The following is a 13321-nucleotide window of genomic DNA, read 5'->3' as shown; positions in this document are numbered from 1 at the left end:
GCTCACACCGACCGATAGTCGCCCAGTCGGGTCCCGTCCAGCAGGTACAGTTCACCGGACTCCAACCCCTCCGGCAGAAACGGCGAGAGGAACGCCTGTCCCTCGACGTTCACCCACGTCCCGCCGGAGCGCTCGTTGAACACCGGGAAGACGACGAGTTCCGGGTCGGCCCAGTCGAGTTCGTCGAACTCCTCGGAGCGGCCACCTTCGACGCCGAGGCGTTCGGCGAACGCTTCGCGGCGAAGCGGACCGCGGAGCCACGCGGGTTCGACGCGACTCCCACCCACGGTATCCTGCAGTTTCACGGTGACGTGTTCGTGGCCCATGCAAATCGTCTCGGCACCGAGCACCTCCCGATTCGGCCACGTGTGACCGTGGAGAAAGCCGACATCTCCCATCCGCACGCCGTCACCGGGCGTCGCGTCGATTCGCTCGGCGAAGGCGTCGGCGACGCCACCGTCGTGGTTGCCGGTGACGAGCGTCAGCGGCACGCCGCGAGTGTCGAGGGCGTCGAACAGCGCCTCCAGTTCCTCGCGCTCTTCACCTTTCGGGTCGCCGATGCGGTGGCCGATGTCGCCGAGGATGACCACCCTCTCCGACTCGGTGCGGTCGAGAAGCGAGAGCAGTCGCTCGCGGCGGGCGTCGGCGTTGCTCGCGAGTTCGACGCCGCGCTCGTAGCGGAGTCCGGCCTCGATACCGGCGTGGTAATCGGCGACGACGAGCGCCCGTTCGTCGCCGAGGTCGGCAGTCGCCGCCGGTTCGCCCGGCACGGGTTCGACCGCGGGTCGCGCCATCAGATGGCTTTCAGCTTCCCGTCGGCGGGTTCGTAACACTGCCCGCTCATCAGCGCGTCCTGAATCGCGTCCTCGACGTCGCCGGGGTCGGCACCGTACTCGTCGACCACGGCGGCGACGACTTTCTCACGTTCGGCGCCGTCGCCGTCGTCCAACTCGGACATGGCGTCGACGGCCGCGGCTTTCAGGTCCGCTTCGTCCAGCGGTTCGGTCGCGTCGTCGGCTTCGTCGTCCGTGTCGTCGGCGTCGGTGGAGACGTCGTCCGTCTCCGGTGCGGCGGCCTCCGCGGGTTCGGCGGCGACGTCGTCCGTTTCCTCGGCCGTCTCGTCGACGACCGATTCGGTCGAACCGGTGGCGCTCGTTTCGGCAGCGACGGGTTCTTCGACGTCCTCTGACGCTCTCTCGTCGGTCTGGACGTCGATGTCGGCCTCGCCGGGGTCGTCGACCTCCGCGCCGCTCGTGAACTCGGTGCCGAACTCCGATTCGACCTCTTGGCGCTCCTTCTCGTCGAGTTCGTACATGCCGTCGTCGAAGTCACCGAGGTCGTTTTCGTCGCTCTCAGATTCGTCGGACACCTCTGTACCTTCGGCCGATTCGTCGAGGTCGCTCGACGTGTCGTCGAAGTCACCGAGGCCGCCTGCGCTGTCGGGTTCGGTCTCCTCGGTCGTCTCGGATTCCCCATCGGCGTCGGCGTCGGCGGAGTCGGGATCGGTCTCCGCCGGTTCGGTTTCCGTCGAGGCGGCCGTCGTCTCCTGTCTGTCGGGGGCGACCGCTTCGGCGGGTTCGGCGGCGGTGTCCGCGGGCGACTCGTCGACCATCGACTCGGTGGACCCCGCGGCGGTCGACCCCTCGGCGACCGGGTCGGTCGTCTCCGTCAACTCCGTCGAGGCGGTCTCGGTGCCGGCGTCGGCTTCGGTGCCCGACTCGGTCCCGGCGGTCGCTTCGACGGTCTCTGCGGGTTCCGTGGACTCGGTACCTTCGGATTCGGCGACGTCGGAGGGCGTCGACTCCGACGTTTCGACGGCAACGACCGAGAGGTCGGGTCGCTCCACGTCCGCGGGGAGCGGACCGAGTTCGGTCGGTTCGCCCTCCGAAGGGTCGACGGTCAGCGGTCGGACCTCGTCGCGGTCGCCCGCGACGAGTTCGAGCGCGTCGACGGCCAACTGTCGAACGGCTTCGAGATACGCCGTCGTCGTTCCGTAGTGGTCGATGGCGCGCGGGACGCCCGCGGCGAGCGTCTCGTCGACACCCGCCTCGAGCAGCGCGCGTTCGAGGTCGTCGCCGCGTCGGTCGTCGGCGAGCGCCGCGTCGAAGGCGGCGACGCGGCGGAGCGTCGCCTCGGCTGTCGAGACGACCCAGCGGTCGCGCGTGTCGGCGTCGACGGCGTTGACGCTCTCGGGGCGAACCGAGGTGAACACGCGGTCGGAGTCTTCAGGTTCGAACGTTCTGGCTTTCCCCGTGAGCGCGACGAACGCCGGCGGCGTCGTCCGGTCGATGAAGGCCATCGCCTCCGGTTGGTACTGCCCGGCGTAGGTGACGAACGCGCCCGTCGGGTCGGCGACGCGGCCGCGGAGCACGTCCTCGTTGACCTGTTCGACCTCGGTCAGCACGCCGACGGCGAACAGGCGGTTGACTCGCGCGCCCGTTGGCGTGACGACGTAGTTCGGTGCTCGTTCCTCGTCGCTCTCGGAGTACGACAGCGAGGCGTCGTCGTACTCGGCGGCGAACAGGCGGTAGGCGACTTCACGTCGACCCGGCGCGTCGGCGCTCATCGCGCCACCTCCTCGTTCGCGGTCGAGGAGTCGGCGGCCGTGAGGTCCGCGAGGACGCTTCTGGCACGTTCGGTCGGGTCGTCGTCGGTCTCCTCGAACTCACTGGCGTCGAGGTTCGCGCCGTACTCGTCGACCGAGAGGTTGCCGCGGACGCGGTGTTCGAGGCCGACGAGCTTCTCGCGGATGTCGTCGGCGACGACCTCCTTGTCCATCGCGTCTCGGGCGGCCTGTTTCGCGTCTTCGATGCCGCCGCCGTACACTTCGCTCGTCGCCTCGGCGTCGAGGACGACAGTCACCGTATCGGTGCCGTCGTCGAGAATCGCCTTCACGCGAAGGTCGTCCTCGCCGTCGACGTTACCGTGGCTGCGGCACTGCCCGTTCTGGACGACACGGCCGCACTCCGGACAGCGCTCGATGAGGCCGGAGCCGTCGCGGACGGCGATGACGTTGCCGACGAGTTCGACGTCGAACATCCCGCCGGCGTCGACGGCCTCGTCGATTCGCATCCGCGGTGCGGCGTCTCTGACCTCGACCGGGTCGGCGAGTTCGGTGACGGTGGTGAACTCCGAGAGGTTCACGGAGGGGACGCCGCGGAACTCGCGGATGTACACATCTTCGATGCGGAGGTTCGCGCCCTCTGTGACCTCCGCGCGAGGGTTCCAGTCGGTGAAGGGCAGCCGAGCAGACTCGTCGGCGAGGACGCCCGAGAGAATCTCGGTCTCGCCGTCGCGTCCGTCGATCGTTCGCTCTTCGACTTCGAGGACTTGCACCTCGACGTTGCGGCCGCGGTCGCCCGGTTCGAGGTCGAGGAGCGTCGAGTCGCCGCCGACCTCGTAGTCGGTTGCAATCGACTCGGAGGCGACGGCGACGCTGCTGCTCTCGCCGAGGTTCAGTTCGGGTCGTCCGTCCCACTCGCGGACGTTCGCGTTGCCGATAGTGATGGTGTCTCCGGCCTCGAAGCCGAAGTCGGTCCATGCGGTGTACGAGATTTTTCCGGACTCGTCGGCGAGTTCACCCTCTCGAATCGTCTGGTCTTTGCCCTGATAGCGAATCGAGCGCGTCCCGACGGTGAGCACCTTCGCAGTTACTGTCACGCTCCCGTCCTCGGGAGTGATGTCGGCGACGCTCTTCGAGGTCGGGGTCGCGCCGCCACCGCCGCTCCCGCCGTACTTCCGGCGGACGCTCTGTTTGGCTTCCTCGATGGGGACGCTGTACTGCAGCAGGTTCTCCAAGTCGCGTGTGACCTCCTCTTTGTCGACGCCGAGAGCGGAGGCGAGCTCCTCGGCATGGTCGTCTACTTGCATCGGAAAGAGTTTCGACCCGCTGTGTTAAAAAGCGTTGCACGCGCGGGCGCGAGACGACCATCGACGTGGTCGGCGACCGGACAAACGCCTAAGTAACGTCACTGAGACTGTTGCGCATGGACGAGTTCGCGTTCGAGACACAGATCGACGAGGACGGCGAGACGACCATCGACGTGGTCGGCGACCGAGCTATCGCCGTCGTCGTCCGTTCGGAGTCGGCAGAACGAATCTACCTGCCGCCGGAGGGGTTCGACCGATCGCGACGGGACGACAGTCCGTATCAGTCGCGCGACAGTCCGTACCAGTCGAGTGCCGACAGCGACAGTCCGTACCAGAGTTCCGATGACAGTCCATACCAGCGCAGCAGTGCACCGAAAAAGAAGGGCGTCTCGATGACCGCAGACGGGATACGGATTCTGCATCCCGACCCCGTCACGCACGTCGAACTCTACCGCGGCGACGACTGACCGTCCGAGCGGTTCGGCGACAGCTCAGGCGAGTTTTCGATAGTAGTCCGCCGTCTCCTCGACGACTTCGTCCCAGCCACGGCGCTCGTACTGCGGCGGTTCGTCGCGCGAGAGCGCCTCCTCGATGCCGTCGGCGATGGAGTCCGAGTCCGGGTCGACTTCGACGAGACAGTCGTCGGGGAGAATCTCGGCGACGCCGCAGTCTGTAGCGACGACGTGGGTCCCCACTTCCAGCGCCTCGGTGATAGTGATACCGAACGGTTCGGCCAGCGACGGCGAGACGAACACGTCGGCCGACGCGTAGTAGTCGCCGAGCGCCTCCTCGGGAACGTAGCCGACGAAGTTCACCTGGTCTTCGACGCCGAGCAGTTCGGCGAACCGCTTCAGTTGGTCGGTCAGGTGGCCTTTCCCACCGACGACGAGCGTCACCTCGGAGTCCCGGAGCTTCTTGATGGCGTACAGCAGGTGTGCGATGCCTTTCTGGTCGGTGTGGCGGCCGACGTACAACAGCATCGGCCCCTCGATTCCCAACTCCGCCTTGTAGTCGCGGCCGGTGGTGTCGGGCGTCGAAAAGCCGTTGTGGATGACTGTCGACTCGCCACCGTACTCCTCTTTTAGATTCCCTGCGAGGAGATGGCTCACAGAGAGGAGGTGGTCCGAGCGGTCGGTGACGCGGCGTTCGGTCTCCAGTTCGCGCTGCGGCGGGTCGATGTTGCGGTCCGACGAGAGCGAGTGGAACGTCGTCACCCACGTCACGTCAGCCTGCTGTTTCGCGCGCGACGCTGGGCCGTAGCCGAACCAGTCGTGGGTGTGGACGATGTCGAACTCGGGTGCGCGCTCGGCGAATCGCTTGCTGATGCGGCCGATCCGCGTGACGATGTCGCCGTCGCCCGTCGGTACGCCGACGATGTTCTCGCGGCCCTCGGGGGCGTACTCTGCCGGGAGCATCAGTTCAACCTCGATGTCCGTCTCTTCGAGCCCATCAAACAGCGCGCCGACGTGCGTGTCCAGACCGCCGGCGACGTTCGGCGGGAAACCCCATCCCAACATGAGAACGCGTGGTGGCATTGTACACGATTCTCGGAGACGATACTTAGTGTTTTGCTGGAAACCCCGTGTCGGTACTCCGAGGAGTTCTGAACGGTTACCGACGCGAGTACCGAAAGGAGCATCCCGTCGGCCGACCAGTCCTCGGACATGCACGTGGTGGTCAACGCAGCGACGAGCGCCGACGGTAAACTCTCCTCACGGCGGCGCGAGCAGGTCGTCATCAGCGGTGAGGACGACTTCGAGCGCGTCGACCACCTCCGCGCCGAGAGCGACGCCGTGATGGTCGGCGTCGGAACGGTGCTCGCCGACGACCCCCATCTCACACTTGACGCCGACCGCCGACGGATCGAGCGACGCGAGAACGGCCGCCCGGAGACCCCCGCCCGCGTCGTCGCCGACTCCAGCGCACGCACACCGCTCGACGCCCGGGTTCTCGACGACGAAGCGGTCACGTACCTACTCGTCTCCGAATCGGCGTCGACGGACCGTCTCGACGAGTTGCGTGCTCGCGGTGCGACTATCGTCGTCGCGGGCGAGAGCCGAGTCGACCTCTCGGCGGCGTTCGAGTCGCTCGAAGCCGAAGGTGTTGACCGACTCATGGTCGAAGGCGGCGGCGAACTCATCTTCTCGCTGTTCGAGGCGGCGCTCGTCGACGAACTCTCCATCTACGTCGGGTCGAAGATCATCGGCGGCCGCGACGCGCCGACGCTCGCGGACGGCGAGGGGTTCGTCGAGGAGTACCCCGCGCTCTCGCTCGACTCCGTCGAACGCGTCGACGACGGCGTGTTGCTTCGGTATTCGGTGTCGTGATCGGTGGTGCAGCAGTGGTGACAAACTGCTCAACCCTTATGAGTGCTGACCGACTAACCAAACGTACATGAGCACGCCAACAAGTAGCGAGAAGCCAGTATACGTCGAGGGCGAATCCCATCTCGAATCCATCCTCGCAGAGAACGACGTCGTCATCGTCGACTACTACGCCGACTGGTGTGGTCCGTGTAAGATGCTCGAACCGACGCTCGAAGAACTGGCCGCCGAGACCGAGGCCATCGTCGCGAAACTCGACATCGACGAACACCAGCAACTCGCTCAGTCCGCAGGAGTGCGGAGCGTCCCGACGCTGGAGTTCTACGCGAACGGCGAGGCGGCCGAACGCGTCGTCGGCGTTCAGGAGAAGTCGGCGCTCGAGTCGCTAGTTTCACAGCTCTCTTCCTAACCCGCTACTCGTACTGCTACGTCCGCTCGGTCCCCCCGTACGTTCCGAACGCCTCAACGAGTTCGTCGTGCGCAGTTCCGTTGGAGGCCAGTAGTCCCTCGGAGTCGTGTCGCCACCGCTCGCCGGTCAAATCTGTTACCGTCCCACCTCCTCGTCGGACGAGATGCACACCCGCAATCGTGTCCCAAGGAGAGAGTTCGACCGTCGACACCGCCGCGTCCAACTCGCTGCTGGCGACCATCGACAGCGTCGTCTGGCCGCTTCCAACGCGACGCAAGTCGCCGAACTCCGTGACGATGGTCTCCGAGACCCGAGCGAGTTCGCGACGCTCGGGGGCGCTCAGACCGAATACGGGGTCGACAGTAAACGTTTTCAGGTCCGTAGTGTCGCTCACGCTCATCGAGTCGTCGTTCCGCAACACTCCGTCCGGAGTCGCGACGTAACTATCGTTCGTCGCCGGGAGATAGTTCGCCGCGGCCCGTGGCTCGCCGTCCTCGACGAGTGCGACGCTCGTCGCCCACCGTCTGTCGCCGGCGACGTAGTTGTTCGTCCCGTCGATGGGGTCGATGATCCACGCGATTCCGGTTTCGGGAACGCGTTTCGCCGCGCCGTCCTCCTCGCCGACGATGCCGTCTTCGGGAAACCGCTCGGCGATTCGATCGACGATACGTCGCTGTACGTCTCGGTCGACTTGCGTGACGGCGTCCATCGGTCCTGCTTTCGTCTCGACCGATAGCTCCCGGCGAAACGAGTCGAGTGCGAGTTCGCCGCCGTCGTGCGCGACGTCGACGACTAGCCGTTCGCGCGCTTCGAGGTCGTCCATGTCTCCCCGTCGGCAGCGATACGGAAAGGGTTACGCGATTTTTCGGAGCGTGACGCGGTGGCCCGAGCGAGTGCTGTGTTCGTCGGATAGTTTCGATGCCATCGATTCGCTTGCGGTGAGGTATTCGGTTCGGTAGTCGCGACAGACGACGTGGTACGTCCGCTGCTCCATCTCGAACTGCACGATGCGAGAACAGCGCATAGGTATCCGTGTCGTTCCCGATGACGGGATTGTTCTGCGACCACGTTAGTCACGTACTATCCAGGGTCGGCCTAGAACGGTACGTCGGAGAAGTCGTCGTCGGGGGCCGATCCGAATCCGCTCCTATCCGTAGAGGCGTGAACGGCTGTTATCTCGTCAAACTCGGAGATCATTCGACTCTTTAGCGCCTGAACCGTCATCGGCGAGATACCGCACCCCGAGCAGGCGCCGCCGAGGGCGATCCACACTTCGCCACTCTCCTGGTCGATGGCTTCGATGGCGGCGCTGCCCCCGTGCATTTGAATCTGCGGGAAGTTGCGCATCATGAACAGTTCGATGCGGTCTTCGAGGCTCTTTTCGGCGTCTATCGTGCTCATGCGGAGGCAGAAGGGATGAGTCGACATAGCGTTTCGTACTGAGTTAGAGGAGACGGCGCGCGGAGAGACCGACAACGACGATGCCGCCCCCGAGGGCAGCGAGTAGTTCGGGGGAGTTGAGTGGGTCCGATGGAAGGATGTCGTCGTAGAAGCGGTCCTCATCACCGTACTGATAGGGGTCGTCCTCCCACGACGCTTGTACAGCCGTGTACGATTCGTTTTGGTGCGTGGTGGTTCCGTCGACAGATCCGTTGAACTGCACTTGATCGTATCCTTCCGAGACGTTCCCGTCGTTCAGTCGAAGTTCACCCTCAATCGGTGTCCCGGGCTTTTCGTCAAGCGGTATCTGGACGACAGAGGTGTCGTTCGGGCCAGTTGAGGCGAGTTGGAACGTGGATGTCTGCTCTGTATTAGCGAGAAGCACCATTGGGTACGGATGAATCGTCGGATTCGACACGGTAGCGTTTACAACAGTAGTTTTCTTACCCTCGACGACAGCGGTTTTAATGTCGATGTCGGTTATCTCTGGCGTGGGAACGGGGCCGGAGTCGGTGTTATCGACCTCTTTGGAGAAGTTGTAAGTTGTGTGATTTCCGAAGGTTAAGACAGTTACTGTGTGGTTGGTTTGGCTGGGTTTGACGTGCTTAGAGACGTTTGCTGTGAATTTTCTCTTTGAATTTTGACTTATATTGAAATCTTCATTCAGAATCTCATATCCATCAACGGAAACAACAACTCCGGTTTGTATTTCTGCCCCAAAGTTATTTTAGCAATTATACTCAATGATCCATCCGGACAAATAATTGTCACATAAACTACATCTCCTGTTGAGGTCACATCTTGAATTTCTTCACAGTTAGTCGAATTTATTTGCTGACCAGTATGGGCAGCACCTACTGACATCATAGAGATAGTTGCTAGAAGGCAACACACAACCAATAGTGCTCTAATATATGTGTTCATCTTACTCCTCCACAATTACCACATTCCGTATCGCCGTCGGATGAACCAACGTCTTCCAAAATCTCAGATCGCGTGTACAACCCAGAGCCGATGAATTCATCGTCGAACTCGCCCCTGGTCTGAGTAGTCATCTCGCCGGTCTTCGGATTTGTGAGTGTCTGTTCGACCTCTCCGGAGACCGTTGCCCGCGTTCGGATCACATCGTCCGCATCGTCGTAAGTACTTGAAGTTTCTTTCGACTCACTAATTTTCTTTTTCATGAACCAACGACGAATATTCGACGTCGAACCCACTCGGAAATCGTCGTGTCGCGCGATCTGATCTGCGCGTGGGCCGCTGGTCGTCGTCTCGTAGTGGACCCAGTCGTACTGTGCTGGACGCACCAGTTCCCGTTTCTCGGCCAGGTACGTGGTCGTCGTCTCCTCGTGGCGTTCTCGGTATTCGTACTGATACTGCTTCTCGTACTCTGCGGGAGATGTCTTGACCCGTTGAATGTCTCCTGTCGGGTGATGGTCGCTACCGAGTGGTTGCGTCGACCAGTACGTCTCCGTCACAGTCGTCGTATACGAATACGTCTCTGTGACGGGAACCCTGACTGTCTCGTGTTCGGTGACGATGTAGGTCTCGGTTGTCTCGAAGCAACCGAACTGGGTACAGCGAGTTACGGGGCGACGACGCTGTTCGGTAGTCGTACGCGTCCTCGTCTTCATTACCGTCCGTGTTCCAGTTTTTCTTACACTCCGGTCGTACTCGAACTGTCTCTCCGTCCGATACTGAGCTGGCTCGACTTGGACAGTTCGCGTGTCTCCGGTGAAAGTTCCCTCACCGCCTCTGCTGTCTCGCCATTCAGTCTCAGTTGTATGCCACACATCGGTCGTAGTTTCGCTCCCCGCTGCAGTCCAGTCGGAGTTGGTATCGAGGAGCAGTTCGCGAGAGCTGTATCTGTCGAAGCGTTTCGTCTCCGTCCTGTGTTTCGCTGACTGAGTTTTCTCGTACTGTTCGATCTCGTACTCGATCCCTTTCCGGTCGGTACTATCGACGACGTATCCGTCGTCGCGGTACTCCCGTTGAGTTGTGTAGTCGGTAGTTTGTCTCCAATCGTATTCTTCATCGAGTAGGGTGTACTCGAGATCGTCGACGGAGCCATTCGTGAGTCGCGTCTCTGTCGGCTCGTACACCGTTACAGAGGGTAATTTCTCCGACCGTATCGTTGTTTCCGGGTTTTCAGCGTTGTAGATTTGGATGGATGGGTTGTTTGCTCCGTCTTGGAGCGCTGAAGCAGGTACTTCGATAGTACCGGTCCACCTTTGTTCGCCATCGTGGTTGTCAGTAACCGTTCTAACTTCACGAAACCAATTCGTGATTACCGCATCCCCGTGTCCGAGAATCTCCGCCCGGATATCGATGCGGTTTGGATTTCCGATACGGGTATATTCTTGCGAAATTACCCGTAGTTCAACGGTCTCTTCAGGTAGGTAGACATCCTTCTCATCGGCAACGGAGACCTCAGATATTTGCGGTGTATAGTAATTTTCCAAACCCTCTGTTTTCGACACAGAGTTCCCGTAACCATCCAAAATTGTGATTCTCATACTGTCGAGGTTTGTAGCATCACCAATGCTGATCTCTGCTGGACCGGGTTCCATATCGTCCCTCCATCTGTATTGAATTGCCGTACCGTCCGGGTCAAAGGAGTCACTAGCGTCGATTATGACAGGCCGATCACCTTGGACTCTTTTTTCATTGTGGTAACTAATATTGACTCGGAGTTCAGGTGGATTTTGATTTACTTCGAGGAAGTCAGTAGAGGATTCTATAGTATCCGTTTTTCCACCAGTTTTTGACCAAACCCGTGATTCTACCTCATATATTCCGGGAATCGAACCATACAATTTGGACCGGATTACTAACTCATCATTGGACTGCTGAGTAGTGGCATCTGCAACCGAAACGATGCGATCCTTTTTGGGGCCCAAATCCCACGAAACATCCTCTGGATCTACCCCATTCAAATCGATCCGCATCTCGTGATACGCGACGTACCGTTCGGAGTCGATACGTTCGTGGTACGAGTCGACAGGCGTGTTGAGGAATCGAGAACTGACAATCTCCGGCGTCCCTTTCGGAACGACCGTTCGAGTGAACGTTCGTTCCTGTCCTCTCGCATCAACTGCGGTAACTTCCAGAACGTGTTCTTCTTGCGGAGTCGCACTCGCGTCGAACGAGAGTCTCTTCTCTTCGACACCGTCACCCGGACCCGTCCACGACGCGACTTCCGTACCGTCGAGACTGACCGACAGCGCGCGAAGATTTCCGAAGTCATCGTCACCGACGGCCGTTCCGGAGACGGGTCCGTTCTGGAGACTGACATCCGCAACTGAGGCGTTCGGCCGCGGATCGGCGACAACAGACGTTTCATCACCCTCGAACCGAGCGACTTCGCGGGAACCATCGTCGTAGCGGACGACCGCATAGAGTGAATGCGTCCCAGGGGACCATTCGCGCCGAAGTTGAGTTCCGTCACCTACCGAACCCTGCTCGCTGTACCACTCCACGTCGCTGATATCTGTCGCGGGGACACCGTCGACGCGGTACGCACCTTCCAGCGGTCGCGTTTCGGTGACCACGCGGTCCCCACTCACGACCGCCGCATTCGAATCCGCGTCAGGAGCGCGATCCGACCCGCCAGAACTCGGCGGCGTCCGAGCGGAGATCGAAATCGAGTGCGAGTCTGTATCCGAGCGATTGTCCGAATCGCAAACGGTCGCGGAGACGTCATGCGTTCCAGTCGCCTCGAAAGGCATCTCGAAGGACACGCTGCCCGCGTCGGGCGAAAGCGAGCGCCGTGAGACGACCGTCCCGTCGACGCGCCAGACAACCGTGTCTAGCGGAGCCGCGCCAGGAGTTACCTCAGCGGTGAAGCGTCGGTCATGACCGACGACCCCGTCTTCGGGACCGGTAAGGCGTACAGACGGCGAGTCGCCGGGTTCGACAGTCACGTACAGCGTATCGGTGCTCGTCTCACCGTCGTCGTCGGCGACGGTCAGGGTGACGTCGAACGTCCCGACCATGTCGGGAACGAAACTCGTCCGCGGTGCGGAAGCGTTCTCCGGAACGACCGCCCGACCGTCGGGACCGCGAATCGACCACCGATACGAGGCAATCTCTCCATCCGGGTCACGCGACCCGGTTCCGTCGAGGAGAACAGTCGTCCCACGTTCGACGGTCTGGTCGAGTCCCGCCTCGGCGAGAGGCGGTTCAGCAGATGTTCCGACCGCGTTACTCGGGGTCGCTGCCACAACGACGAGCAGTACGACGAAAATTCGACGTGTATCCATCGTGTTGGAGAGAGCATAATTCCCATACTGTTTAAAAATCTTTAGAATAAAGATTAGAATATAATACAGTAGTCGTGTGGTGAATTTGTTCGGCGGAGTCGTCCGGGTGCGAACTGGTCGGCCGCTCGCTCGGTATTCCGTCGCAGTTGATGGTTGCGTCGTTCTCTCAGGCGACGACGTGGGCGACTTCGTGGCCGTCGTCGCTATGGTCGTTTTGATCACTTTGGTTGCCGGGGGAAACTCGCACCGATGAATCGGCTATAGTGAATGTGTCCCCGGGGTCCCGAAGCGAGCGTCGGATCCCGAAACGAGCCACTTGCGTCGCCAGGGTCGGGACGTGACCCGGACGGCCGAGCTTCCGCGTGAATCGCTCGTACGACACCCGTCGGAGATTTTAAATATCATCACAATTGACTACTCTGCGATGGGTGTCACCGAGGTAGACGAAACCGAGTTCTCACTCTCTCGCGAGGAGGCGTTCGAGACGCTGAGCAACCGCCGTCGCCGGTACGCGATACACGCGCTCTTGCAGGAGGACGCGCCGGTCGAACTCGGCGACCTCTCGCGACAGGTCGCCGCGTGGGAGACGGGCCAGACGCCGGCTGCGGTCACCTCCGAGGAGCGTCGGCGGGTGTACAACGCATTGCAGCAGTCCCACCTCCCGAAGATGCACGACGTGGGCGTCGTCGAGTACGACCGTGACCGGGGCGTCATCTCGACGACGACGGAGGCGTCGAACCTCCACGTCTATCTGGAGATCGTCCCTGGAAACGACATTCCCTGGAGCGTCTACTACCTGCTGTTGGGCGCGTTCTCCCTCTCTTTCGCCGGTGCCGTCGTGGGCGGCCTGCCGCCGTTCGGCGCGATTCCGGCGCTGGTCGGCGCGCTCGTTCCCGGTCTGCTGCTCGTCGTGTCGTCGGCCGTCCACACGCTACACAGCCGACGACAACGACTCGGCCGCGACGGGGTGCCGCCGGAGCTCCGACACCAAGAGAACTAGAGCACTCGTTTCCGGC

Annotated in this window: 12 protein-coding genes; 4 read left to right on the top strand and 8 right to left on the bottom strand. The window is 61.7% G+C overall.

Features of this window, described 5'->3' with window-relative positions; all coding sequences use genetic code 11:
- Nucleotides 1-2: 2 nt before the first annotated feature.
- From LAQ74_RS06585 to LAQ74_RS06575, 3 genes are read right to left on the bottom strand one after another with little or no spacing between them, the layout of a single operon-like run.
- A complete protein-coding gene (locus LAQ74_RS06585) occupies nt 3-794 on the bottom strand; it encodes a metallophosphoesterase (RefSeq protein ID WP_224336302.1) in 792 nt (263 codons plus the stop codon).
- Nucleotides 794-2566: a hypothetical protein gene (locus LAQ74_RS06580; protein WP_224336300.1), complete on the bottom strand. Its 1773-nt coding sequence runs from the start codon at nt 2564-2566 to the stop codon at nt 794-796. The genes LAQ74_RS06585 and LAQ74_RS06580 overlap by 1 nt, the downstream gene beginning before the upstream one ends.
- Nucleotides 2563-3870, bottom strand: coding sequence for a Single-stranded DNA binding protein (locus LAQ74_RS06575; protein ID WP_224336298.1), 1308 nt, complete (start codon nt 3868-3870; stop codon nt 2563-2565). Before LAQ74_RS06575 ends, LAQ74_RS06580 begins: the two co-directional genes overlap by 4 nt.
- 116 nt (nt 3871-3986) lie before the next feature.
- On the opposite strand from LAQ74_RS06575, the gene LAQ74_RS06570 reads away from it, so the two are divergent.
- Nucleotides 3987-4337 carry a DUF7510 family protein gene (locus tag LAQ74_RS06570; RefSeq protein ID WP_224336296.1) on the top strand — a complete coding sequence of 117 codons (351 nt, stop codon included), beginning with the start codon at nt 3987-3989 and terminating at the stop codon, nt 4335-4337.
- A gap of 24 nt (nt 4338-4361) precedes the next feature.
- Here LAQ74_RS06570 and LAQ74_RS06565 read toward each other — a convergent pair whose 3' ends face one another.
- Nucleotides 4362-5387, bottom strand: coding sequence for a glycosyltransferase family 4 protein (locus LAQ74_RS06565; RefSeq protein WP_224337169.1), 1026 nt, complete (start codon nt 5385-5387; stop codon nt 4362-4364).
- Nucleotides 5388-5534: 147 nt separating this feature from the next.
- On the opposite strand from LAQ74_RS06565, the gene LAQ74_RS06560 reads away from it, so the two are divergent.
- Nucleotides 5535-6197 (top strand): 2,5-diamino-6-(ribosylamino)-4(3H)-pyrimidinone 5'-phosphate reductase, encoded by a 663-nt coding sequence (locus tag LAQ74_RS06560; RefSeq protein WP_224336295.1) that lies wholly within the window; start codon nt 5535-5537, stop codon nt 6195-6197.
- 67 nt (nt 6198-6264) lie between these two features.
- Nucleotides 6265-6603 carry a thioredoxin gene (gene trxA / locus LAQ74_RS06555; protein WP_224336292.1) on the top strand — a complete coding sequence of 113 codons (339 nt, stop codon included), beginning with the start codon at nt 6265-6267 and terminating at the stop codon, nt 6601-6603.
- Nucleotides 6604-6619: 16 nt separating this feature from the next.
- On the opposite strand, the gene LAQ74_RS06550 is transcribed toward trxA, so the two are convergent.
- The 4 genes from LAQ74_RS06550 to LAQ74_RS06535 all read right to left on the bottom strand — a co-directional run bounded on the left by LAQ74_RS06550 (nt 6620) and on the right by LAQ74_RS06535 (nt 12305).
- Nucleotides 6620-7426 (bottom strand): inositol monophosphatase family protein, encoded by an 807-nt coding sequence (locus LAQ74_RS06550; protein ID WP_224336288.1) that lies wholly within the window; start codon nt 7424-7426, stop codon nt 6620-6622.
- 272 nt (nt 7427-7698) lie between these two features.
- Nucleotides 7699-8004 (bottom strand): NifU family protein, encoded by a 306-nt coding sequence (locus LAQ74_RS06545; RefSeq protein ID WP_224336287.1) that lies wholly within the window; start codon nt 8002-8004, stop codon nt 7699-7701.
- 43 nt (nt 8005-8047) lie between these two features.
- Nucleotides 8048-8431, bottom strand: a complete 384-nt coding sequence (locus LAQ74_RS06540; protein WP_224336286.1) for a hypothetical protein — start codon at nt 8429-8431, stop codon at nt 8048-8050.
- Nucleotides 8432-8963: 532 nt separating this feature from the next.
- Nucleotides 8964-12305, bottom strand: a complete 3342-nt coding sequence (locus LAQ74_RS06535) for a PKD domain-containing protein (RefSeq protein WP_224336284.1) — start codon at nt 12303-12305, stop codon at nt 8964-8966.
- Nucleotides 12306-12729: 424 nt separating this feature from the next.
- On the opposite strand from LAQ74_RS06535, the gene LAQ74_RS06530 reads away from it, so the two are divergent.
- A complete protein-coding gene (locus tag LAQ74_RS06530; protein ID WP_224336282.1) occupies nt 12730-13305 on the top strand; it encodes a DUF7344 domain-containing protein in 576 nt (191 codons plus the stop codon).
- Nucleotides 13306-13321: the final 16 nt, after the last annotated feature.

This window comes from Haloprofundus halobius (assembly GCF_020097835.1).
GTDB lineage: Archaea > Halobacteriota > Halobacteria > Halobacteriales > Haloferacaceae > Haloprofundus > Haloprofundus halobius.
The sequence above is the reverse complement of the archived record's forward strand: the minus strand, read 5'-3'. Positions and strand labels throughout refer to the sequence as shown.

Bases quoted from the DNA above. Each gene is read 5' to 3' on its own strand.
- LAQ74_RS06530 (WP_224336282.1), top strand. From the start codon at position 12,730: ATGGGTGTCACCGAGGTAGACGAAACCGAGTTCTCACTCTCTCGCGAG.
- LAQ74_RS06535 (WP_224336284.1), bottom strand. From the start codon at position 12,305: ATGGATACACGTCGAATTTTCGTCGTACTGCTCGTCGTTGTGGCAGCG.
- LAQ74_RS06580 (WP_224336300.1), bottom strand. From the start codon at position 2,566: ATGAGCGCCGACGCGCCGGGTCGACGTGAAGTCGCCTACCGCCTGTTC.
- LAQ74_RS06545 (WP_224336287.1), bottom strand. From the start codon at position 8,004: ATGAGCACGATAGACGCCGAAAAGAGCCTCGAAGACCGCATCGAACTG.
- LAQ74_RS06560 (WP_224336295.1), top strand. From the start codon at position 5,535: ATGCACGTGGTGGTCAACGCAGCGACGAGCGCCGACGGTAAACTCTCC.
- LAQ74_RS06565 (WP_224337169.1), bottom strand. From the start codon at position 5,387: ATGTTGGGATGGGGTTTCCCGCCGAACGTCGCCGGCGGTCTGGACACG.
- LAQ74_RS06585 (WP_224336302.1), bottom strand. From the start codon at position 794: ATGGCGCGACCCGCGGTCGAACCCGTGCCGGGCGAACCGGCGGCGACT.
- LAQ74_RS06550 (WP_224336288.1), bottom strand. From the start codon at position 7,426: ATGGACGACCTCGAAGCGCGCGAACGGCTAGTCGTCGACGTCGCGCAC.
- trxA (WP_224336292.1), top strand. From the start codon at position 6,265: ATGAGCACGCCAACAAGTAGCGAGAAGCCAGTATACGTCGAGGGCGAA.
- LAQ74_RS06575 (WP_224336298.1), bottom strand. From the start codon at position 3,870: ATGCAAGTAGACGACCATGCCGAGGAGCTCGCCTCCGCTCTCGGCGTC.
- LAQ74_RS06540 (WP_224336286.1), bottom strand. From the start codon at position 8,431: ATGGTGCTTCTCGCTAATACAGAGCAGACATCCACGTTCCAACTCGCC.
- LAQ74_RS06570 (WP_224336296.1), top strand. From the start codon at position 3,987: ATGGACGAGTTCGCGTTCGAGACACAGATCGACGAGGACGGCGAGACG.